Origin of the sequence: Rhizobium sp. 'Codium 1' (genome assembly GCF_020889605.1) — a bacterium.
GTDB lineage: Bacteria > Pseudomonadota > Alphaproteobacteria > Rhizobiales > Rhizobiaceae > Allorhizobium > Allorhizobium algae.
Map to the genome: position 1 here is coordinate 930,548 of NZ_JAJGPW010000001.1, position 21,811 is coordinate 952,358.

The 21,811-nt window shown below is 62.4% G+C and carries 23 protein-coding genes and 1 other RNA gene; 15 read left to right on the forward strand and 9 right to left on the reverse strand.

Going from position 1 to position 21,811, the window contains the following annotated elements:
• Positions 1-164 precede the first annotated feature (164 nt).
• The 4 genes from LJE98_RS04515 (at position 165) to dnaJ (ending at position 6,220) form a co-directional block, all read left to right on the forward strand.
• Positions 165-2,387, forward strand: coding sequence for a transglycosylase domain-containing protein (locus LJE98_RS04515; protein ID WP_229573636.1), 2,223 nt, complete (start codon positions 165-167; stop codon positions 2,385-2,387).
• Between the two features lie 290 nt (positions 2,388-2,677).
• Complete coding sequence (gene dnaK, locus LJE98_RS04520) at positions 2,678-4,591, forward strand: molecular chaperone DnaK (RefSeq protein WP_229573637.1); 1,914 nt, start codon at positions 2,678-2,680, stop codon at positions 4,589-4,591.
• Positions 4,591-5,061 (forward strand): hypothetical protein, encoded by a 471-nt coding sequence (locus LJE98_RS04525; protein WP_229573638.1) that lies wholly within the window; start codon positions 4,591-4,593, stop codon positions 5,059-5,061. The genes dnaK and LJE98_RS04525 overlap by 1 nt, the downstream gene beginning before the upstream one ends.
• A 4-nt stretch (positions 5,062-5,065) precedes the next feature.
• The gene (gene dnaJ, locus LJE98_RS04530) at positions 5,066-6,220 is read left to right on the forward strand and encodes a molecular chaperone DnaJ (RefSeq protein ID WP_229573639.1); all 1,155 of its coding nucleotides are present in this window, start codon (positions 5,066-5,068) and stop codon (positions 6,218-6,220) included.
• Between the two features lie 65 nt (positions 6,221-6,285).
• Here the strand turns inward: dnaJ and LJE98_RS04535 are convergent, their stop codons facing one another.
• A complete protein-coding gene (locus LJE98_RS04535) occupies positions 6,286-6,537 on the reverse strand; it encodes a hypothetical protein (RefSeq protein ID WP_229573640.1) in 252 nt (83 codons plus the stop codon).
• Positions 6,538-6,635: 98 nt separating this feature from the next.
• On the opposite strand from LJE98_RS04535, the gene LJE98_RS04540 reads away from it, so the two are divergent.
• Positions 6,636-7,250: a TetR/AcrR family transcriptional regulator gene (locus tag LJE98_RS04540; protein ID WP_229573641.1), complete on the forward strand. Its 615-nt coding sequence runs from the start codon at positions 6,636-6,638 to the stop codon at positions 7,248-7,250.
• On the opposite strand, the gene LJE98_RS04545 is transcribed toward LJE98_RS04540, so the two are convergent.
• Both LJE98_RS04545 and LJE98_RS04550 read right to left on the reverse strand, forming a co-directional pair.
• Entirely contained in the window at positions 7,244-7,453 is a 210-nt protein-coding gene (locus LJE98_RS04545; RefSeq protein ID WP_054149513.1) for a SlyX family protein, read from the reverse strand. The genes LJE98_RS04540 and LJE98_RS04545 overlap by 7 nt on opposite strands.
• 77 nt (positions 7,454-7,530) lie before the next feature.
• Complete coding sequence (locus LJE98_RS04550; protein WP_229573643.1) at positions 7,531-7,818, reverse strand: hypothetical protein; 288 nt, start codon at positions 7,816-7,818, stop codon at positions 7,531-7,533.
• 158 nt (positions 7,819-7,976) lie between these two features.
• On the opposite strand from LJE98_RS04550, the gene recF reads away from it, so the two are divergent.
• Genes recF through LJE98_RS04565 form a run of 3 tightly spaced genes read left to right on the forward strand, consistent with a single transcriptional unit; the run spans position 7,977 to position 10,378 of the window.
• Positions 7,977-9,104: a DNA replication/repair protein RecF gene (gene recF / locus LJE98_RS04555; protein ID WP_229573645.1), complete on the forward strand. Its 1,128-nt coding sequence runs from the start codon at positions 7,977-7,979 to the stop codon at positions 9,102-9,104.
• A gap of 42 nt (positions 9,105-9,146) precedes the next feature.
• Positions 9,147-9,905: a molybdopterin-synthase adenylyltransferase MoeB gene (locus LJE98_RS04560; RefSeq protein WP_229573646.1), complete on the forward strand. Its 759-nt coding sequence runs from the start codon at positions 9,147-9,149 to the stop codon at positions 9,903-9,905.
• Positions 9,902-10,378 carry a GNAT family N-acetyltransferase gene (locus LJE98_RS04565; RefSeq protein WP_229573648.1) on the forward strand — a complete coding sequence of 159 codons (477 nt, stop codon included), beginning with the start codon at positions 9,902-9,904 and terminating at the stop codon, positions 10,376-10,378. The genes LJE98_RS04560 and LJE98_RS04565 overlap by 4 nt, the downstream gene beginning before the upstream one ends.
• A gap of 6 nt (positions 10,379-10,384) precedes the next feature.
• Here the strand turns inward: LJE98_RS04565 and LJE98_RS04570 are convergent, their stop codons facing one another.
• Positions 10,385-11,389, reverse strand: coding sequence for a 2-hydroxyacid dehydrogenase (locus LJE98_RS04570; protein ID WP_229573649.1), 1,005 nt, complete (start codon positions 11,387-11,389; stop codon positions 10,385-10,387).
• A 199-nt stretch (positions 11,390-11,588) separates the two neighbouring features.
• Between LJE98_RS04570 and LJE98_RS04575 the strand changes: the two genes are divergently transcribed.
• Positions 11,589-12,131, forward strand: coding sequence for an SH3 domain-containing protein (locus LJE98_RS04575; protein ID WP_229573650.1), 543 nt, complete (start codon positions 11,589-11,591; stop codon positions 12,129-12,131).
• Here the strand turns inward: LJE98_RS04575 and LJE98_RS04580 are convergent.
• Positions 12,124-13,116 (reverse strand): adenosine kinase, encoded by a 993-nt coding sequence (locus tag LJE98_RS04580; RefSeq protein ID WP_229573651.1) that lies wholly within the window; start codon positions 13,114-13,116, stop codon positions 12,124-12,126. The two genes, LJE98_RS04575 and LJE98_RS04580, sit on opposite strands and share 8 nt — an antisense overlap.
• A 325-nt stretch (positions 13,117-13,441) precedes the next feature.
• On the opposite strand from LJE98_RS04580, the gene LJE98_RS04585 reads away from it, so the two are divergent.
• A complete protein-coding gene (locus LJE98_RS04585) occupies positions 13,442-14,386 on the forward strand; it encodes an AEC family transporter (protein ID WP_229573652.1) in 945 nt (314 codons plus the stop codon).
• Positions 14,387-14,464: 78 nt separating this feature from the next.
• On the opposite strand, the gene LJE98_RS04590 is transcribed toward LJE98_RS04585, so the two are convergent.
• Positions 14,465-15,187, reverse strand: a complete 723-nt coding sequence (locus LJE98_RS04590) for a c-type cytochrome (protein ID WP_229573653.1) — start codon at positions 15,185-15,187, stop codon at positions 14,465-14,467.
• A 155-nt stretch (positions 15,188-15,342) separates the two neighbouring features.
• Between LJE98_RS04590 and LJE98_RS04595 the strand changes: the two genes are divergently transcribed.
• Together LJE98_RS04595 and LJE98_RS04600 are read left to right on the forward strand one after the other, a co-directional pair.
• Positions 15,343-16,107 carry a 3-deoxy-manno-octulosonate cytidylyltransferase gene (locus LJE98_RS04595; protein WP_229573654.1) on the forward strand — a complete coding sequence of 255 codons (765 nt, stop codon included), beginning with the start codon at positions 15,343-15,345 and terminating at the stop codon, positions 16,105-16,107.
• On the forward strand, positions 16,094-16,963 hold the full coding sequence (locus tag LJE98_RS04600; protein ID WP_229573655.1) for a prephenate dehydratase: 870 nt from the start codon (positions 16,094-16,096) through the stop codon (positions 16,961-16,963). The genes LJE98_RS04595 and LJE98_RS04600 overlap by 14 nt, the downstream gene beginning before the upstream one ends.
• A 16-nt stretch (positions 16,964-16,979) precedes the next feature.
• Here LJE98_RS04600 and nudC read toward each other — a convergent pair whose 3' ends face one another.
• Together nudC and LJE98_RS04610 are read right to left on the reverse strand one after the other, a co-directional pair.
• Positions 16,980-17,939, reverse strand: coding sequence for an NAD(+) diphosphatase (gene nudC / locus LJE98_RS04605; protein ID WP_229573660.1), 960 nt, complete (start codon positions 17,937-17,939; stop codon positions 16,980-16,982).
• On the reverse strand, positions 17,936-18,343 hold the full coding sequence (locus LJE98_RS04610) for an HIT domain-containing protein (RefSeq protein WP_229573661.1): 408 nt from the start codon (positions 18,341-18,343) through the stop codon (positions 17,936-17,938). The genes nudC and LJE98_RS04610 overlap by 4 nt, the downstream gene beginning before the upstream one ends.
• Positions 18,344-18,435: 92 nt before the next feature.
• Between LJE98_RS04610 and ffs the strand changes: the two genes are divergently transcribed.
• The 3 genes from ffs (at position 18,436) to LJE98_RS04625 (ending at position 20,866) form a co-directional block, all read left to right on the forward strand.
• An RNA gene (gene ffs, locus LJE98_RS04615) (signal recognition particle sRNA small type) lies at positions 18,436-18,532 on the forward strand.
• Between the two features lie 81 nt (positions 18,533-18,613).
• Complete coding sequence (locus LJE98_RS04620; RefSeq protein WP_229573662.1) at positions 18,614-20,494, forward strand: DNA polymerase III subunit gamma/tau; 1,881 nt, start codon at positions 18,614-18,616, stop codon at positions 20,492-20,494.
• A 48-nt stretch (positions 20,495-20,542) separates the two neighbouring features.
• Entirely contained in the window at positions 20,543-20,866 is a 324-nt protein-coding gene (locus tag LJE98_RS04625; RefSeq protein ID WP_229573663.1) for a YbaB/EbfC family nucleoid-associated protein, read from the forward strand.
• A 22-nt stretch (positions 20,867-20,888) separates the two neighbouring features.
• On the opposite strand, the gene LJE98_RS04630 is transcribed toward LJE98_RS04625, so the two are convergent.
• Complete coding sequence (locus LJE98_RS04630; protein ID WP_229573664.1) at positions 20,889-21,779, reverse strand: alpha/beta fold hydrolase; 891 nt, start codon at positions 21,777-21,779, stop codon at positions 20,889-20,891.
• Positions 21,780-21,811 lie beyond the last annotated feature (32 nt).

Genomic DNA, 21,811 nt, shown 5'->3' on the forward strand with positions numbered 1-21,811 from the left:
CTTGTTTACGGGGCTTTAACCACCCCTTAAATCGCCGCATTTACTGTGCAATTGCGCGATCATCCATCCGGGCGCCAGTTCGACCGATCGCAATTTCTCGAAGCGATTTACGCGCATGCCGCTGCAGGCGCCTCACAACGAATAGCTGGAGCAAGACCACCGGAATGGTGAGCCGAGGAAAATCCCGAGACCGCATCGAGCCGAGCTTCGACGAAGATCGTGAAGACGAGGATTTGCGCCTCGACGCAGATGACCGCGTGATCGGTAGCCGCCAGGCGCGGACGGGTGCCAAGCGCGCCAGCGCGACGGCGAAGCGTGGAAAGCCGGCAAGCGCCAGAGGCCGGAAGGCCAAGGATCGCGGCGGCTTCGGCCTCGGACGGCTGATCTACTGGGGGTTCGTTATCTCCATCTGGTGCGGCATCGGCATTGTGGGACTTGTCGCCTATTACGGCTCGCAGATGCCGAGTGCCAGCAGCTGGTCGATCCCCGAACGGCCTCCGAACATGAAGATCGTGTCCGTCGAGGGCACCGTCATCGCCAACAGGGGAGCGACCGGCGGGGAGGCACTGCCACTCGAGGAAATGTCGCCCTTCATCCCGCAGGCGGTGATGGCGATCGAGGATCGGCGCTTCTACTCCCATTTCGGTGTCGATCCGCTGGGTCTCGCGCGCGCCGTCGTCACCAATGTGACCAGCGGTCGCGCGGTGCAGGGTGGCTCGACGCTCACGCAGCAGCTGGCCAAGAACCTCTTCCTCTCGCCGGAACGCACCATCGAGCGCAAAGTGCAGGAAGTGCTGCTCGCCTTCTGGCTGGAGCAGAAATACACCAAGGACCAGATCATGGCGATGTATCTGAACCGGGTGTTTTTCGGGTCCAACGCCTATGGCGTGGAAGCAGCAGCGCGGCGCTATTTCAACAAGTCGGCGCGTGACGTGAACCTGGGTGAGGCAGCGCTTCTGGCCGGGCTTCTCAAGGCGCCCTCGCGGCTGTCGCCGGCGCGCGATCCGGAAGCTGCCGAGGCGCGGGCGCAGGTCGTGCTGCAGGCCATGCGGGAAGAGGGCTACATCACCGACGAAGAGATCACGACAGCGATGTCGCAGCCACCGACCAAGGCCAAGCGCTACTGGAGCGGTGCCGGCCAGTATGTCGCCGACCTCGTGCGCGACGAGGTGACCCTGCTGATCGGCAAGGTGACCGAGGATATCCTCGTCGAGACCACAATCGACATGACGCTCGAAAAGAAGGCGGAAGCCGCGCTGACGGAATCGCTGGCCGCGGAGGGCGAAAAGGTCAACGCCTCGCAAGCGGCACTCGTTTCCATCGACGGGACGGGCGCGATCCGCGCACTCGTCGGGGGGCGCGACTATTCGGAGAGCCAGTTCAACCGTGCGGTCAAGGCCAAGCGCCAGCCAGGATCGGCGTTCAAACCCTTCGTCTATGCGGCTGCGCTGGAGAACGGGCTCCGCCCGACTTCCCTGCGCAACGATGCGCCCATCCGGATCGGCTCCTGGACACCGGAGAATTATGACCAGAAGTATCGGGGACAGGTGACGGCAACCCAGGCGCTTGCCGAATCACTCAATACGATCGCGGCCCAGCTGGTCATGGAAGTCGGGCCCGATCAGGTGATCAAGGTCGCGCATCGCATGGGGATCGAGTCGGAGTTGCAGAACAATGCCTCCATCGCACTCGGCACTTCGGAAGTCTCGCTGCTCGAGCTTACGGCAGCCTATGCACCCTTCATGAACGGCGGATACAAGGCAACTCCACACATCGTGCGCCGCATCTCCAAAGCCGATGGAACGCTGCTCTACGAGAACAATTATCTTGAGCCACCAAAGGTTCTGAACGACGGGGTGGTTGCGGCGATGAACACCATGATGCGCAGCGTCATCGACCACGGCACGGGAAAGAATGCGCGGCTTTCCGGCTGGGAGGCGGCCGGCAAGACCGGTACGACACAGTCTTTCCGCGACGCCCTCTTCGTCGGCTATACGAGCAATTTGACCACCGGCATCTGGTTCGGCAATGACGACGGGCAATCGATGAAGAAGGTCACCGGTGGCGGTTTGCCAGCCAAGGCCTGGCATGAGTTCATGACGGCGGCGCATCAGGGCCTTGCCCCTGCCCCGCTCCCGGGTGGCGATTTCATCGAGCCGGCGCCCGCCCAGGACCCGATGACGATCGGCACGATCATCTCCGACGTGTTGCAGGGCGGCGGCGAAGAACGCTATTCCGGGGATCCCGTCTATCCGGATCAGTATCCCGCGGAACCCTCGGCAACCGGGGATGTCAACGGCGCGCAAGGCCCGGTTCCTCCAGCCGATGTCGGCGGGACACAGGGGTCGCGACGCACCACGCTTCTCGACTTGATCCTCGGACAATAGAGCCCACATGTGGGCAGCAAGACGCCGTCGGCCTGACGCAAGGCCGGCTGACTAGCATACCCGGTCGACAAAGAACGGACAGGCGGCGCAAAACACATCAACACGCCGCGCCAATCTGTTCTTTTTTACCGGTTTTCGGCGGATTTCCAGCCTTGCAGTCGGAAAATCCGCTTCTTATATACGCGACATAACCGCAGCGGCGCTGCAGTATATCCCAGACCATCCACGTCGAGGGGCTATCAGGAATGCCTGATTGGGGTTCCGACGGCCTGCTTCAAGGAGAGAATGACATGGCAAAAGTAATCGGTATCGACCTTGGAACGACCAATTCCTGCGTCGCCGTCATGGACGGCAAGGATGCAAAGGTCATTGAGAATTCGGAAGGCGCTCGTACTACGCCGTCCATGGTGGCATTTTCGGACGATGGCGAACGCCTCGTCGGCCAGCCGGCCAAGCGCCAGGCGGTCACCAACCCCACCAATACGCTCTTCGCTGTCAAGCGCCTGATCGGCCGCCGTCACGAAGATCCGACCGTTGAAAAGGACAAGGGCCTCGTTCCCTTCCCGATCATCAAGGGTGACAATGGCGACGCCTGGGTCGAAGCTCAGGGCAAGGGTTATTCGCCTTCGCAGATCTCTGCCATGATCCTCCAGAAGATGAAGGAAACGGCTGAAGCCTATCTCGGCGAAAAGGTCGAAAAGGCCGTCATTACCGTTCCTGCCTACTTCAACGACGCGCAGCGCCAGGCAACCAAGGATGCCGGCCGCATCGCCGGTCTTGAAGTTCTCCGCATCATCAACGAGCCGACGGCTGCCGCTCTCGCCTATGGCCTCGACAAGACAGAAGGCAAGACAATCGCCGTCTACGACCTGGGTGGTGGTACCTTCGATATTTCGGTTCTCGAAATCGGCGACGGCGTCTTCGAAGTGAAGTCGACCAATGGCGACACCTTCCTTGGCGGTGAAGACTTCGACATGCGTCTCGTCGAATATCTCGCAGCCGAGTTCAAGAAGGACCAGGGCATTGACCTGAAGGGCGACAAGCTTGCCCTGCAGCGTCTGAAGGAAGCCGCTGAAAAGGCCAAGATCGAACTGTCGTCCTCGCAGCAGACCGAAATCAACCTGCCCTTCATCACGGCAGATGCGTCCGGCCCGAAGCACCTGACGATGAAGCTGACCCGCGCCAAGTTCGAAAGCCTGGTCGACGATCTCGTCCAGCGCACGATCGCGCCTTGCAAGGCAGCCCTCAAGGATGCAGGCGTCACGGCTGCCGATATCGACGAAGTCGTTCTCGTCGGCGGCATGAGCCGCATGCCGAAGGTGCAGGAAGTCGTCAAGCAGCTGTTTGGCAAGGAGCCGCACAAGGGCGTGAACCCGGATGAAGTGGTCGCGCTTGGCGCTGCCATCCAGGCCGGTGTTCTGCAGGGTGACGTCAAGGATGTCCTGCTGCTCGACGTGACACCGCTGTCGCTCGGCATTGAAACGCTCGGTGGCGTCTTTACCCGTCTGATCGATCGCAACACGACGATCCCGACCAAGAAGAGCCAGGTCTTCTCGACCGCCGACGACAACCAGCAGGCCGTGACGATCCGCGTTTCCCAGGGCGAGCGCGAAATGGCTGCAGACAACAAGCTGCTCGGCCAGTTCGATCTCGTCGGCCTGCCGCCATCGCCGCGTGGCGTTCCGCAGATTGAAGTGACCTTCGACATCGACGCGAACGGCATCGTTCAGGTTTCGGCAAAGGACAAGGGCACTGGCAAGGAACAGCAGATCCGCATCCAGGCCTCGGGTGGTCTGTCCGACGCGGACATCGACAAGATGGTGAAGGACGCCGAAGCCAATGCCGAGGCCGACAAGCAGCGTCGTGCCGTGGTTGAAGCCAAGAACCAGGCCGAAAGCCTCGTCCACTCCACCGAGAAGTCGGTCAAGGAATATGGCGACAAGGTTTCGGAAACCGACCGCAAGGCGATCGAAGATGCAATCGCCGCGCTGAAGGCCGCAACCGAGGCTTCCGAGCCTGACGCTGAAGACATCACCGCCAAGACGCAGGCCCTCATGGAAGTTTCCATGAAGCTTGGTCAGGCCATCTACGAGGCCCAGCAGGCCGAGGGTGGCGCAACCGACGCCGATGACGGCCAGGATGGCAATGTCGTCGACGCCGATTATGAAGAAGTGAAGGACGAAGACGCGAAGAAGTCGGCCTGATGCAGGGTCGCTTCGAACGCCGTTCCACGTGCTGGCTGGCCTTTGGGCCAGCCGCCATTTTTTTGATGCTGACGACCGGCGCCATGGCGCAGGACAAGGGGCAGGTCAGCGCCGTCCACCGCCAGGTGGGTGCCGCCGAGGTCAAGGTGGCCAAGGCGATCTCCGCTAAGGACAGCAACTCCCTTTCCCGCCTCGGCAATCAACTCGGCAGCATCATCGAAGCGGCACTTCAGCGGCGCGAGAGCGGTGGCGAAGTCTCTTCCTGCGACATGGCGGCCCATTCTCTGGCATTTGCGGCGGTCACATCGGCCGATGCTCTGATCAGCAAGGGGGATGCGCGCAAGCTCCTGATGCAGGATGCAGTCTCCGCCGCATCCGACTTCCAGAAAGACATGCAGGCCTGTGACAAGCAGGCCGGCAAGGCGACGGGCAGCCACACGAGCGTTGGGAAAGCTTTGAGAGCTTTGTAAGACCATGGCAAAGGCAGATTATTATGAGACCCTCGGGGTCGGCCGGACTGCGGATGAGAAGGAGCTGAAAAGCGCCTTCCGCAAGCTGGCGATGAAATTTCATCCGGACAAAAATCCCGATGACAGCGAAGCCGAAAAGAAGTTCAAGGAGATCAACGAGGCCTACGAGACCTTGAAAGATCCCCAGAAACGCGCGGCCTATGACCGCTTCGGCCATGCAGCCTTTGAACAGGGCGGCATGGGCGGTGGTGGCTTCGGTGGTGGCGGTGGCTTTGCCGGCGGCGGCGGCTTTTCCGATATCTTCGAGGACATCTTCGGCGAGATGATGGGTGGCGGTCGTGGCGGCAGGGCCCGCTCGACCGGAGGTCGCGAACGCGGAGCCGACCTGCGCTACAATATGGAGATCAGCCTCGAAGAGGCCTATACCGGCAAGACGGCTCAGATCCGGGTCCCGACCTCGATCACCTGTGATGTCTGCACCGGTTCGGGCGCCAAGCCCGGCACACAGCCCAAGACCTGTACGACCTGCCAGGGGTCCGGGCGAGTTCGGGCCGCGCAGGGCTTTTTCTCGATCGAACGCACCTGCCCGACCTGTCATGGCCGCGGCCAGACGATCACCGATCCCTGCACGAAGTGCCACGGCCAGGGCCGGATGACCGAAGAACGGTCGCTGTCGGTCAATATTCCCTCGGGCATCGAAGACGGCACGCGCATTCGCCTGCAAGGCGAGGGCGAGGCCGGGCTGCGCGGCGGCCCGTCGGGTGACCTCTATATCTTCCTGTCGGTGAAGCCGCACGAGTTCTTCCAGCGTGACGGGGCCGATCTCTATTGCTCCGTGCCGATATCGATGACGACGGCCGCGCTCGGCGGCACCTTCGACGTGGTGACGCTTGACGGCACGAAGTCACGCGTGACGGTTCCGGACGGTACGCAGCCCGGCAAGCAGTTCCGCCTCAAGGGCAAGGGCATGCCGGTTCTGCGTTCGACGCAGGTGGGTGATCTCTATATCCAGATCCAGATCGAAACGCCGCAGAAGCTGACGAAGCGGCAGCGCGAACTGCTGCAGGAGTTCGAGGAGCTGTCTTCAAAGGAGAACAATCCGGAATCGACGGGCTTTTTCGCCCGGATGAAGGATTTCTTTGACACGCTCAGCGACTGAGCGAGGTGAGATCAAGAAAATGCGAAGGGGCGGGCTGATAAGGCCCGCCCCTTTTTGCATGTCCGTCAGGCGATCAGGCGTGGCTGCCGCAGGATGAACCAGGCGAAATGCTTCTGGATCGTGGGTGCGATGCCATAGATGATCGAGACGACCATGATCGGCGCGAGAAGCGCCGTGCGTGCCCAGATCGGCCAGCCCTCGGTCAGGGGCATGAGGACGTAGAGAATGGCGGTCACGAAGGGGTAGATCGCCAGCAGCATCAGAAGGGCAAGCCGATGCTTTGACGGTGTCGGGCGGGATGCGGAAATCTGAGACATGGGGGACTCCATCAGAACGGTACGTTTCGTTTATATTGAAACGGGCCGTTCCGTTCAATAGTTTTTTCTGCTAGGAGCTAATCACAGGAGCATCTGATGTGACAAAGACTGCCAGCGATATCACAAAGCGCACCTCGATCGGCGCGCAACGGAACCCCGCCAGCGAGGAAGCCATCCTCACCGCGGCCGGCGCACTCCTGTCGGAGGGCGGCCTTGCTGCCTTTTCGATCGAAGCGGTGGCGCGACGGGCCAAGGCCGGGAAGCCGACCATCTACCGCTGGTGGCCTTCCAAGGCCGCACTCCTGCTCGACGTCTATCATCGGCAGAAAGGCGAGACCTTCTACGCCGATACAGGCAATACGCGGGTCGATCTGATCGCCTTTCTCGAAAGCTTGCTTGGCTTCTGGAAGAAGAACGGCGGCGAGGTATTCCGGTCGGTCATTGCCGAGGCGCAGAGCGATCCAGCGGCGTTGGAGGCGCTGCGGGACTATGCAGTCACGCGCTGTCGGGCAAGCGGCATCATCCTGGAACGGGGCGTGACGCGCGGCGAGATCCGGGCAGATCTCGACATTCCACTGGTCATGGAGCTGTTTTCCAGCTTCTGCTGGCAGCGACTGCTCACCGGGCGGCTTGATGCATCACGGGAACAGCTCGCCCACCTGGTCGACGCGGTGCTGACAGGCTTCGCATCAAAGGAGAGCCACGCTCAGTAGTGCGGCGGGCGGGTGATGGCGGGGGCTTCGAGGCCCTGCTCTTCCAGGGACAGGAAGCGCTCCGTGAGCCGATCCAGCTTGGCTCGGGTCTGCTCGACCACTTTCCACTGTTCCGTCAGCTGGTCCGACAGTTCCTCAATCACACGCGTCTGGTGCGCAACGGTCTCTTCCAGACGCGTGATGCGTTCGTCCTGCGTGTCCATGGCTCTCTCCATCGTCTCGATCCGGCCTAGATGCCGCAAGACGCGCGCGCGGTCAAACGCCGTCCGACTAGATGCTTTCAGCGCTGCTTCTTCCGGCGATAGGGCATGGTCATGACGGCAGATGCCGTTACCGCTGCGGCGAAGGTCAGGGCAAGCGGCACGGCCATCATGAGCGCAGGAAGAACCGGGTGGCTGGAGCGAGAGAGCGAGGCGCCGACGCCGCCGAGATCGAACCAGAAGATGGCGAAGGCGACCAGGAGACCAAGGCCCGCGCCGAAACCGGCATTGATTGCCAGAAAGCCCAGCATCTCCCAATGGTCACGGCGGGCTTCTTCAGGTGTCAGATCATCAGGATGCAGGGACATGGCTCGGCCTCCGGCTCGGCGATCCCTTCAAACTAGCAGGTTCAACGCACAGTTCCATGTCGCCAAGCGTCGCATGCCTCCAAGGACCAGGGATTGGCGCTTGCGCCTTGCCATCGACGATCAATCGGCCTAGCTCATGGCGACAACGATTCCGACCGATGACCCAAAAGACACAGATCCACAGGCTCAAACTCAGCGACTTCCGCAACTACACGCAGGCCGGCCTGACGCTGGACGGGCGCCATGTGGTGCTGGTCGGCGACAACGGCGCGGGCAAGACCAACTTCATGGAAGCGATCTCCTTCCTGTCCCCCGGGCGTGGGCTTCGCCGTGCGGTGCTCTCCGACATTCCAAGGCTCGGGGCTTCGGGGAGCTTCACGGTCTTCGCCGCGATCGACGGGATGGCGGGTGTGGCCGATATCGGCACGGGTACGGAGACTACGGAAGAAGGCAATCTCGTCCGGCGGCTCAGGATCAACGGCGCACCGGCGAAATCGGTCGATGAACTCACCGATCATCTGCGCATCCTCTGGCTGACGCCATCCATGGACGGGCTCTTCACCGGGCCTTCGGCGGATCGCCGCCGCTTTCTCGATCGCCTCGTGCTTTCCCTCGACCCCGCCCATGGACGGCGGGCAAGCGACTTCGAGCGGGCCATGCGCAGCCGCAACCGGCTCCTGTCGGAGGGACGCTTCGACCCGACCTGGCTCTCCGGCATCGAGCAGCAGATGGCAGCGCTTGGCATTGCCATGGCGGCAGCCCGACGCGAGATGCTCGGTCTGCTTTCGGGGCTGATCGAAGCGGACAGGCAGACATCCGCTTTCCCCTCCGCCTCTCTCGCTTTGACAGGCTTCCTCGACGATCTGGCCGATTTGCCGGCCTTCGAGTTCGAGGAACGCTACATTGACCTCCTGGCGCAATCGCGGCACCGGGACGCTGCGGCAGGACGCACGCTGGACGGGCCGCACCGCGCGGATCTGATCGTCCGACACATCGAGAAGGACATGGATGCGGAACGCTGCTCGACCGGCGAGCAGAAGGCACTCCTGATCGGCCTTATGCTCGCCCATGCGCGCCTGGTGGCAACGATGACGGGCTTTGCGCCGGTCCTGCTGCTCGACGAGATCGCCGCACATCTGGACGAAGGACGGCGGGCGGCCCTTTTCGAACGGATCGACGCGCTCGGCGGCCAGGCCTTCATGACGGGGACAGACAAGGCGATGTTCTCGGCGCTCGGCGACCGGGCGCAGTTCGTCACGGTACGGGATGGCAACATCGATGGCTGAGACGCCTTTTCATCTGTTTTCCCGAATGGCAAGGTGACGTCCATGGATCCTCTGTCACCCGAAGAACTCTCTCGCTATCACCGCCATATCCTGCTTCCGGAAGTCGGTGGCCATGGGCAGCAATTGCTCAAAGGCGCGCGGGTGATGGTGATCGGCGCCGGCGGGCTAGGCTCGCCTGTGCTGCAATATCTGGCTGCTGCGGGTGTCGGCACGCTCGGGATCGTCGATGATGACGGGGTGTCGTTGTCCAACCTTCAGCGGCAGGTCATCCATGACACGGGAACACTCGGCGAGAGAAAGACCGAAAGTGCTGCCCAGGCCCTGGCACGGCTCAACCCACATTGCCGGATCATGCGGTACGAGGCGCGCTTCGATGCCGGCTTCGCACGGGACTATCTGCCGCGCTACACACTTCTGATCGACGGGTCCGACAACTTCTCCACGCGCTACGCGGCGGCTGATGCCGCTGAGCTGGCGAAGGTGCCACTGGTGACGGGCGCTGTGGGGCGGTTCGACGGGAGCGTGACGGTGCTCAAGCCGTATGAAGCGGCGCCGGATGGGCAGCTTTATCCGCGCTACACCGATCTCTTTCCCGAACCGCCGCCGGAAGGCCTTGTACCCGCCTGTGCGGAAGCGGGCGTGATCGGGGCGCTCACCGGCGTGATCGGCACACTGATGGCGATGGAGGCGATCAAAGTGATCACCGGGATAGGCGAACCTCTGGTCGGGCGCCTGTTGCTGTATGACGGGCTGGCGGCCCGCTTCGACACGGTTCGCTACAAGCGACGGGCTGGCGCATGAGCGTGGCCATCAGCCGGATCGATGAGCGATTTGCGCGTCATGAGGACATGTTGGCGCTGATCAAGGGCTCCTTCGCCTACATGGACGGCGTGATCGACCCGCCCTCCTCCGCGCAACAGCTGACCGTCGCCACGCTCAAGGACAAGATCCGGGACGAGATCGGGCTGATTGCTGAAATCGACGGGTGGCTGGCCGGCTGCGCCTTCCTGCGGCCGGAACCGGAGTTTCTCTATGTCGGCAAACTGGCGGTCGCGGCAAAAGCCCAGGGCACCGGCATCGGCCGCCGGTTTCTTGCGGAGAGCGAAGTCATCGCCCGGCAGTTGGGAAAGCCGGGGCTCCGGCTCGAGACAAGAATTGAATTGACAGGCAATCACCGACGCTTCGCCGCCTGGGGCTTTGTCCGCACCGCCGAGAGAAGCCATGCCGGCTATGACCGCCCCACCTTCATCGAGATGCAGAAGTCGCTGGCCTGACGGCCCTCAGCTCCTACTCGGCAGGACACGGTTCGGCGGGCGGTGGCCGTCGAAATAGGTGCGGATGTTGATGATCACCTTGTCGCCCATGTCGATGCGGCCTTCGATGGTGGCCGAGCCGGTATGCGGCAAAAGCACGACCTTGCCTTCGTTGGCAAGCTTCACCAGCTTCGGATTGACCGCAGGCTCGTTCTCGAAGACGTCGAGGCCGGCGCCGGCAATCTTGCCGGTACGCAGTGCCTGGACAAGCGCATCCTCGTCGATGATGTCGCCACGGGCCGTGTTCACCACATAGCTGGTCGGCTGCAGCAGTGCCAGGCGTCGGGCCGAGAGCAGGTGGAAGGTCGCCGGCGTTGACGGGCAGTTGACCGAAACGATGTCGACGCGAGCGAGCATCTGGTCGAGGCTGTCCCAATAGGTCGCCTCCAGCTCGTCCTCGGTCGCCGGATTGACCCGCTTGCGGTTGTGATAGTGGATCGACAGGCCGAAAGCCTTGGCGCGGCGGGCAACAGCCGTCCCGATGCGGCCCATTCCGATGATACCGATGCGCTTTCCCCAGATGCGGCGCCCGAGCATCCAGGTGGGCGACCAGCCCTCCCATTCGCCCGGCTTGTCCATCAGGACACGCGCGCCCTGCACCAGGCGGCGCGGAACTGCAAGGATAAGCGCCATGGTCATGTCGGCGGTATCTTCGGTCAGCACGTTCGGCGTATTGGTAACGGTGATGCCCTTCTTCGCCGCCGCATCGATGTCGATATGATCAGTGCCGTTCGAGAAACTGGCGATCAACTTCATCTGCGGGCCGGCCTCGGCAATGAGAGCAGCATCGATTCGGTCGGTGACAGTCGGAACCAGAACGTCTGCCGTGCGAACGGCCTCGATCAATTCTTCGCGCGTGCGTGGCCCGTCTTCGACGTTCAGCTCGGCATCGAACAGCTCGCGCATGCGCGTTTCCACGGCATCCGGCAGTTTCCGCGTGATGTAGACCCTGGGTCTTTTCCTGTTTGTCATGGACCGGACCGATGCCTTCTTCAGAACTCGTTAACCAAGTCGCGGGATACTTCGCTTCTCAGGAAGGCAATTTCTACCAAACCCGTCGGCGAAGACAAACAAAACTCGTCGGCTCGCGGCGGATTTGTCCGGAACTCGCGTGACGCGTGACGGGGCGGTCAGAAAGCGCTTCATTTCCACAGCTTAGCCCGGAATGACCATGTTTCATAATCTGTGCCGCGCCAGCCTAGCCTTCAGCGTCCTTGCGCTGTCTCTCGCGGCTGGCCCGATCGCCGGTCATGCCCAATCCACGACCAAGGGTTCAACCGGCCTGCCGCTGCCACGCTTTGTCAGCCTCAAGGCGGAGCGGGTCAATCTCCGCATCGGCCCGAGCACCGACTATGCGGTGTCCTGGCGCTATCTAAAATCCGGCCTGCCGGTCGAGATCATTCGCGAATACGAAAACTGGCGCCAGATCCGGGACGCCGATGGGACCGAGGGCTGGGTGAGCCAGTCTCTGCTGACGGGCGAGCGCACGGCGGTCGCTGCGCCGTGGATGCGCGGCAATGGCGAGAACATCTATGTGATGATGCGGCGTGATTCGAATTCTTCGGCAGCCGTCATCGCCAAGCTCGAACCCGGCGTCGTGCTGAAGCTCGGCGAATGCAACGGCAACTGGTGCAGCGCCGAGACGGGCGGCGTCAGCGGCTGGGTCTCGCAGAACGAGATCTGGGGCGCCTATCCGGGCGAGGCCTTCAAATAAGGCCTGCTGTCGCGGCACCCTTCTGCAGGGACATCATCGGACGCGGGCCGATCTGCTGGATGACGATGCCGGCGGCATAACATCCGAGATGGGCGCAATCCTCCAGGCTTCGGCCATTGGTGTAACCGAAGAGGAAGCCGGAAGCGAAGAGATCGCCGGCACCCGTCGTATCGACCACCGTCTCCACCTTCGTTGCGGGTACACGGATGCGCTTGTCGTCCTTGACCACCACGGCACCCTGATCGCCCATGGTGACGGCCGCAAGCTTGCAGTCCTTCGCGATCCGGTCGAGGGCCTCGGCAAAATCGTTGGTTTCGTAGAGCGAGAGCGCTTCCTGCTCGTTGGCGAAGACGATATCGACCGTGCCGGAGCGCATCAGATCGAGGAATTCTGCGCGGTAACGCCCGACGCAGAAACTGTCGGAGAGCGTCATTGACATTTGCTGGCCGGCCTCATGCGAGATGCGGGCACAGTCGAGGATCGCCTGCTTGGCACGCGGCGGATCCCAGAGGTAGCCCTCGAAATAGGTGACCTTCGATTTCGCCACCACGTCGGGCTCGACGTCCTCCGGGCCGAACTCGACGCAGGCGCCGAGATAGGTGTTCATCGAACGCTCGCCGTCTTCGGTGACGAAGATCATGCTGCGGGCCGTCGGCGGCTGGCTGCCCAGCGGCCGGGTTTCGAAATGCACGCCCTGGGCGCGGATATCGTGGGTGAAGATCTCACCCAACTGGTCTTCCGCAACCTTGCCGAAATAAGCAGCCTTGCCCCCGAAATTCGCAATTCCGGCCGCCGTGTTGCCCGCGCTTCCGCCGGAGGCTTCAACGGCCGGACCCATCATGCCGTAGAGCCGTTCGGCCCGCTCCGCGTCGATCAGGTTCATGGCGCTCTTGGTGATGTCGTTTGCGATCAGAAACTGGTCGTCGCAGCGAGAAATAATGTCGACGATCGCGTTTCCGACAGTCAGGACATCGAACTGGCTCATGGTGGGCGGGCTCCGTTTGCGTGCCAGACGGTCATAGCCGTTTTTCCGGCGATGGGAAGGGGCAAGCGGATCAACGTCATCCTGCCGTTACATCGCCGGGCTAAGAATGCGCGCATGGACGGCCAACTCCCCTTGGACGTCCGACAGGACCATGACAGGTCCGCACGGGACAGCTGACCACGGATGTACTGGCGGCGAATCCCGACCCGGCATGACGTCGGGCGTGAAAGCAGGCAATGGCCTGCTTTTGTCGTTTATGGCGGATTGGCTGGGAGCGGCAGGGGGCCTAAGAAGGCTCTACCTTGCCATTCACGAGTCGATTTTCATGACAGCTGTTGCCCAGGACGTCCTCCCCATCTTCCTCCTCATTCTCTTCGGTTGGGCTCTCGTCCGGCTGAAGATCCTTGCAGCGGAGATTGGCGACGGTCTTGGCGATTTCGTCTTCAAGGTCGCCGTTCCGCTGCTTTTGCTCAGAACCATCGCCAATGCCGACTTCCACGGCGCATCCCCGTTTCGACTGTGGATTGCTTATTTTTCCGGGGTTTTCGTGGCCTGGGTCGTGGGCCATCTTGTCGCGACGCGCGTGTTCAAGCGAGACCCGCGGCTCGGCGTGCTGGCGGGTGTTTCGTCCGCCTTTGCCAACAATGTCTTTATCGGACTGCCGCTCGTGGAGCGCACGGTGGGGCCGGAGGGGATCGTGGCCATGTCGATCCTGCTCGCCATCCATTTGCCGCTGATGATGATCGCGGGTGTTCTGGCCATGGAGCGGGCCGAACAGAAGAGCGGCGGCAGGAAGGCCGAGAGCATTGTTGCCGTGCTGAGGCAGGTCGGCATGAACCTGATCCGCAATCCGCTGATCATCGGGCTCGCGGGAGGCATCCTGCTACAGATCGCAGGCACACCCGTTCCCGCCCTGATCGATGGCGTCGTCGCGCAGGTGGCCGGCATGGCGGCACCGGCAGCACTGATTTCGCTCGGCATGACGCTGAACAAGTATGGCTTGGCCGGCAATGTCAGGATCGCCGGCAGCATCTCGCTGCTGAAGCTCGTCCTGATGCCGGGCGTTGTGTGGATCGCCTCGATACTGCTGGGGCTGTCACCACAATGGACGGCGGCGCTCGTCCTGACCTCCTCGGTCCCCACCGGCATCAATGCCTGGCTGATCGCAAGTCGCTTCGGTGTCGGGCAGGGTCTCGCCGCCTCGGTGATCACGCTTTCGACCGCAGCCGGCGTGGTAACCGTTTCCCTCTGGGCCCTGCTGCTGCTTTGACGCCGAGAAACGCAAAACGCCCGGCCGCAAGGGCCGGGCGCATGATTGGATAAGATCTGAGAGATCAGTCCTTGAAGATTACGGCGTGGCCGGCTGTGCGGGTGCAGGCTCGGCCGGAGCGGTCTCTGCAGGTACCGCAGGAGCTGCGTCTGCGGGTGCGGCCGGCTCAGCAACGGCCGGGGCTTCAGCCGGGGCTTCGGCGGCATCTGCCGGGGCTGCATCTGCCGGAGCGGCCGCTGCATCGGCGGGTGCGGCCTCAGGCGTCGGCAGCGCAACGGGGCTGTCCGCCATGGTGTGCAGGTACACGATCAGGTTGGCGCGCTCGTCGTCCTTCTTGAGACCGGCGAAACCCATCGCTGTGCCCGGGATGTGCTTCTTCGGAGCGAGCAGGAATTCGTTCAGGTGGTCCCAGGTCCAGAGCACTGTGCCGCCCTGGGAGAATTCCGTCATGGCAGCCGAATAGCCGAAGCCTTCATGCGTGGCGATCGGGCGGTCGACAAGGCCATAGAGGTTCGGGCCAACCTTGTTGGCGCCGCCCTTGTCGACGGTGTGACAGCTCGCACACTTCTTGAAAGTGGCTTCGCCGGCAGCTGCATCGGCGCTGGCGAGAAGAACGGCAATCGGCGTCGCTGCGACTTCGGGTGCTGCGTCTGCCGGTGCAGAATCTTCGGCGACGATGGCAAAGCCCTCCGTCTCAGGCGCTTCCGCGTGGAAAATGCCTTCCGAAGCGATCGACACAGACATCAGGACGAAGACGGTGCCGAGAAAGGCACCCACGCCCATATTGGTATAAGAGTTCATCTGCAAAGCTCCCCGTGCAGCCGGCCGATGAGCAACCGGACGATCTTGAAATCGCGCGGAACCTATGTCTTTTGCATAACACATGCAACACGATTATGGTCCCGCAGCTGGGACTATTTGACACTTCTGTTCGGTGATTTGAAGGGGTTATGGACATGAATGAAGGCGGAACAGCCAAAACCCTGATCCTGATCCCGGCCCGCATGGCATCAACCCGTCTTCCGGACAAGCCACTGGCCGATATCGGCGGGCTGCCGATGATCGTGCAGGTCGCAAAAAGGGCTCAGGAAGCGGAAATCGGGCGAATCATCGTCGCCGTGGATGACATCAGGGTTTTCAACGCTGTGGCAGATGCTGGCTTCGAGGTCGTGATGACGCGTGGCGACCATCAGTCGGGCTCGGACCGGATCTTCGAGGCGCTCTGCAAGGTCGATCCCACGGGCGAGGCCCAGATCGTGATCAACGTGCAGGGCGACCTGCCGACGATCGACCCGCAGACCATTCGCGCAGCACTGAAGCCGCTCGAAGATCCGCAGGTGGATATCGCAACGCTCACCGTCGAGATCGAGGACGAGCAGGAGAAGACCAATCCCAACGTGGTGAAAGTCGTCGGCTCTCCGCTCGGTTCGGACCGGCTGCGCGCGCTTTACTTCACACGCGCAACCGCACCCTACGGGCCTGGGCCGCTTTACCATCACATCGGCCTCTATGCCTATCGACGCGCAGCGCTCGAACGCTTCGTGTCGCTTTCGCCCTCGGCGCTTGAAAAGCGCGAATCGCTCGAGCAGCTCAGGGCGCTCGAAGCCGGCATGCGGATCGATGTCCAGGTGGTGAAGACAGTCCCGCTGGGCGTGGACACGGCCGCCGATCTGGAAAAGGCGCGCCGCATTCTCTCCGCTTCCTCCAATGCAGGACATTAATCCCTTGGCACCGACGAACAAGATTTCCTTCCAGGGCGACTACGGCGCAAATTCCGACATGGCCTGCCGCGACATGTTTCCGGACATGGAGCCCCTGCCCTGCCCGACATTCGAGGATGCCTTCGTCGCGCTGGAGAATGGTGATGCGGATCTCGCGATGATCCCGATCGAGAATACCCTTGCCGGTCGCGTTGCCGACATCCACTATCTCTTGCCACTGTCGCGCCTGCATATCGTCGGCGAATACTTCATGCCGATCCGCTTTCAGCTGATGGTGCTGCCGGGCGTGAAGCACGACGAAATTCGCACCGTGCACAGCCACATCCATGCGCTGGGGCAATGCCGCAAGATCATCCGCAGCCATGGCTGGAAGGCCGTGGTTGCCGGCGATACCGCCGGGGCTGCCAAACTCGTGTCGGAAAAGGGAGACCGCAGCATGGCAGCGCTCGCCCCCCGGCTCGCAGCACCACTCTACGGACTCGACATCATCGCCGAGAATGTCGAGGATTCAGAGAACAACATCACCCGCTTCGTGGTGCTCGCGCGTGACGAGGACGACCAGAAGCGTTCGACCGCCGACGAGCTGTTCATCACCACCTTCGTGTTCAATGTGCGCAACATTCCGGCCGCCCTCTACAAGGCAATGGGCGGTTTTGCGACGAACGGGGTGAACATGACCAAGCTGGAAAGCTACCAGATCGGTGGCAAGTTCACGGCCACGCAGTTCTATGCCGATATCGAGGGGCATCCGGACGACGCCCCCGTTCGCCGGGCGCTGGAGGAGTTGCGCTTCTTCTCCGAGAAGGTGCGCATCCTCGGCGTCTACAAGGCGCATGAAATGCGCGGCAAGCTCTGATCAGGCCGATGGCGGCTCAATGCCGCCATTCGAACCAGTCGGCGATCAGGCGGCGGGCAATGGTGCCTTCGATCGGCAGTGTCCGGCCGTCGAAGGATCCTTCCGACAGCATGCTGCCGATCTCGTCGCGGGTGAACCAGAGGCAATCCTCGAGCTCGGCCGTGTCGAATGTGATGTCGAAGGTCGTTGCCTCTCCGTAGCAGCCGATCATCAGCTGGTGCGGCATGGGCCAGGGTTGCGAAGCGTGATAGCGGACACGGCCCACAACGATGCCCGATTCCTCCCGCGTTTCGCGGCGGACGGCATTTTCGATCGTTTCCCCCGGCTCGACAAAACCGGCGAGCGAGGAATACATACCCTCCGGAAAGCGCGGGCTTCTGCCCATCAGACAGCGATCATTCTTCTCGTCAACGACGAGCATGATGGCGACCGGGTCTGTGCGCGGGAAGATCTCATGGGCGCAGGCCGAGCAGATGCGCTTGTAACCACCGATTCGGCCTTCCATTCTGCCACCGCAGCGACCGCAGAAACGATTGTCGGCGTTCCAGCGCAAGAGGCTGAGCGCCTGGGCGACTTCGCCCAGCAGCGCGTCGCCGACCAGGGCATCACGGAAGAGCGCACGGGGATCGGCCGGCTTGTATTGGGCGGCGAGCGCCTCCGGTGCGACATTGACGGGGACCGCGAGACGTGGCTCGCCGGAGGCCTGATGGCCCAGCAGGATCGCGTCATCGAAGTTTGGTTGCAGTTCCGCCAGCTCGTAAGGCGCAAACAGAGGATCCAGCACCTGGCCGTCATGCTTGAGCACAAGCTGAGTGCCCGAGAAGGCGAGAATATGCATCCCCTCGACCTTCAACGCCGTTTCGAGCGAGGTCTCGTCACGATGTTCGCTGTCGCGGTCGAGCATGTTACCGGAGAATGCCGTGAGCTCGCTGGGTTCCAGATGGGGGGCACGGTTGAGGAAAATCGAATTCTTCATTGGAATGCTTCAAGTATCCTGTGCTTCATGGCCTCGAAGGCCTTCTCCTCATAGGGGACAGACTGGCCGAAGCCCCAGATCGGGCCGGGCCAGTTCGGATCATTCTCGACACGCGCGACGACATGGACGTGAAGCTGGCGCACGATATTGCCGATTGCGGCGATGTTGATCTTGTCGGCGCCGGTCACCTTCTTCAACACCGTCCCCACTGTGACCTGCTCGAAGGTGAGCATTGCCTGATCGAGCGGCGTGAGATCGAAAACCTCGCTGACGTCGGGACGTTGCGGCACGAGAATCAGCCAGGGCCAGCGACTGTCGCGTGCCAGCCGCAGGTCGCAAAGACCGAGCTTCAGGATCGACTCGCTGTCTCTCGCGAGGCGATGATCGAGGGCGAATGGCTGCACGGTGTTTCTCTCCGCTTTGTTTTCAACGACGCTAGCAGTTTTTTCCGCGCTTGGCTTGCATTTGGCGACTTTATTGCCGATATGTCTCCTCGGGAGGTTGGTGGTGGACGAGCCACTCGCCAACCGGGTCAGGTCCGGAAGGAAGCAGCCCCAACGAGCACGGCACGGGTCATCGTGCCAGCCTCCCACCTCATCTTCATTCCCGGCCCCTGTTTCCAACATGGGCCGTGCCATGCCCGGCCGCGGGCGAACGGGGAAGCTGGCAACGCGATGAGCGAGTTCGAGCCGACTGCAGAGGCCAAGGCCGCCCCCGGCGGTTACCGCGTTCTCGCCCGCAAATATCGCCCCAAGGATTTCACAGACCTGATGGTCGGCCAGGAGCCGATGGTGCGGACGCTGACGAATGCGTTCGAGACCGGGCGTATCGCCCAGGCCTATATGCTGACCGGTGTGCGCGGGGTGGGCAAGACAACCACGGCCCGCATTCTGGCGCGGGCGCTGAACTACAAGACCGCTGAGATCGACAAGCCGACGATCGACCTGCGTATCCCCGGCGAACATTGCCAGGCGATCATGGAAGGCCGGCATGTCGACGTGATCGAGATGGACGCGGCCTCGCATACCGGTATCGATGACATCAGAGAGATCATCGAGCAGGTGCGCTATCGCCCGGTTTCGGCGCGCTACAAGGTCTACATCATCGACGAAGTGCACATGTTGTCGACGGCGGCCTTCAACGGGCTTTTGAAGACGCTCGAGGAACCGCCTGAGCATGTGAAATTCATCTTTGCCACCACCGAAATCCGCAAGGTTCCGATCACCGTGCTCTCCCGCTGCCAGCGCTTCGATCTGCGCCGGATCAGTGCTGGCGATCTCGTCGGGCTGTTTTCGACCATTGCATCGAAGGAAGGCATCGAAGCCGAGGAGGAAGCGCTTGCGATGATCGCACGTGCAGCCGAAGGTTCTGCGCGTGACGGTCTGTCGCTGCTCGATCAGGCCATCGCCCATGGCGGCGGCATTGTACATGCCGATGCCGTGCGCGCCATGCTGGGTCTCGCCGACCGGGCCCGCATCGTCGACCTCTTCGAGCAGGTGGTGCGTGGCGACGTCGCTGCGGCAATCGCCGAATTCGGCAGCCAGTACGAAGCGGGGGCGAACCCGACCGTGGTGCTGACCGACCTCGCAGATTTCACCCATCTGGTGACCCGGCTCAAATACATTCCATCGGCTGCGCAGGACCCGTCGCTCACCGAAGTCGAACGCGTTCGGGGCGCCGAGCTTGCCGAGAGCGTGGCGGTGACCACGCTGTCGCGCATGTGGCAGATGCTGCTCAAGGGCATTCCGGAAGCAGAAGGCTCGTCGCGCCCGGCAGGGGCTGCGGAGATGGTGCTGATTCGCCTCGCCCATGCGGCGCATCTCCCCTCGCCCGAGGATGCCGCGCGACGCCTGCTCGAACTCTCCAATGGCGACGGCGGAGCAGAGCGCGGGCCGTCCGCACCCCGCCCGAACGGCAGTGGCGGCGGCGCCTCGATGGCCTTGCGGGCCCAGGCCGTGGCCCAACCTTCGCAGGACAGCGGCGCTCGCCCGGCGATGAGCCAGCCCGTGGCGCATCTGCAGAGCGTGCCGGCCGGTGACGCCCTGCCGCAGACGATGGAACGCCGCGAAACCAAGGCCGAAGAGGCGCTGGTTCCGGGTGTTCATGTCGAGACGCTGGACGATATCGCGGATCTCTGCACCAAGAACCGCGCTCCGGTCTTGCGCGCGCAGCTTCGCCAGTTCGTGCATCTCGTGAAGATCGAGCCGGGCCGGCTGGAAATTCGCCTGGAAGCGCAATGCCCGCCTGCGATCGTCAACGAACTGAAGATGAAGCTCAGCGAGTGGACGGGCATTAACTGGTGGGTGACGCTGTCCAACGAGGCGGGCGCTCCGACGCTGGTCGAGGTTGAGAAAACAACCCGGGAGGCACGGCTGGTCGATGCCCGACAGGACCCCGATGTGGCCGCGATTCTCGCACGTTTCCCAGGCGCCAAGGTGACCGACGTCCGGATCAAGGCGGCGGCGATCGAAGACGACGACATCGTGGCGGCACCGCCGGCTGTGGCGGAATCGGCCGAGGGCGATATCTTGCCCGGCGACGACATCGAATTCTAGGGCTCATGCCCTCCCGGCAGAACACGACAACAATCCAAGGAGACGACGATGCGCGACATCATGGGCATGATGGGCAAGGTCAAGGAAATGCAGTCAAAGATGGAGAAGATGCAGGAAGAGATCGCTGCACTCGAAATCGAGGGCAAGTCCGGCGGTGGTCTGGTCACGGTGATCCTGACCGGCAAGGGCGAGATGCGCAGCATCAAGATCGACCCGTCGCTGTTCAAGGAAGACGATGTCGAAATCCTCGAAGACCTGATCGTCGCCGCTCACAAGGACGCCAAGGACAAGGGCGAAGCCCAGGCGCAGGAAAAGATGGCGGCACTGACCGCAGGCATTCCGTTGCCGCCCGGCATGAAATTCCCGTTCTGATCAAGACGGCTGATCGGGTCTGTCAAAGATAGACCCGATCCCTCCAAGGATTTTCCCCCTCGCGCAGAAAAGCCAGGCTCTGGCGCCAGAAACCATCTTCATGGCGGGCGTGGAAGAGATCGAAGTGACCGATGCGGTCAAAACCCAAGTCTTGTGGCGCGAGCATCACCTTGGTCACCGGCGACCGGCGATAATAGCGCATGGCCCGGTTGACCGCTTTTGCTGTCGCGATCTCATCATCTGACATGGTGACGCTGAGGATCGGGCCGGTTGCGGTTGCGAAACGGTCGCACATGACCTCGGCGGCCTCGCGCGAGAGGCCCTGCTCCGCCCTGCCCTGTTGCAGCCCCCAGCCATAGGCGACTCCTTTTGGCAGATCCTCAAGCCAGCCCAGACGCTTGCCCGGGAAATGCCCGAGGGCAAGGGTGATCGCCGGCATGACGACATGCCATTTGAGAAAGAGGGGTAAACGGCGTCCTGGCCGATAATCGCCCCAATACCCAAATTGGCCGCCGACCGAGAGCATGGACGAGACGCGCCCGACCGCCGGTGAATAGCCCGGCAGGAAGCCGCCGATGCTGTGACCGACGACGATCACGCGTCCTGCCTGGTCCTCCTGGAGGGCATGACGCAGGGCCGCGTCGAAATCCTGCTCACCCCACTGGCGCCAGGTGAATGTGGAGCCTTTGAGACTTTCGGGACGCGACAGGCCGATGCCACGATAGTCATAGGTGAGCACGGTAAAGCCATTTGCCGCGAGATGAGCGGCATAGCGGTGGTAATAGCGGGCGCGGACACCGGTCGCCGGATTGATGATGACGGTCGCTGATGGTGCGGATCCGGCATGCCGCCACCAATGGCCGGTCAGATGCACCCCGTCGGCTGCGGTCAGCTCTGTTGTGCTCGGTTCCATCACCCCTCCCATGCGGGGCGGCATGATGGCGA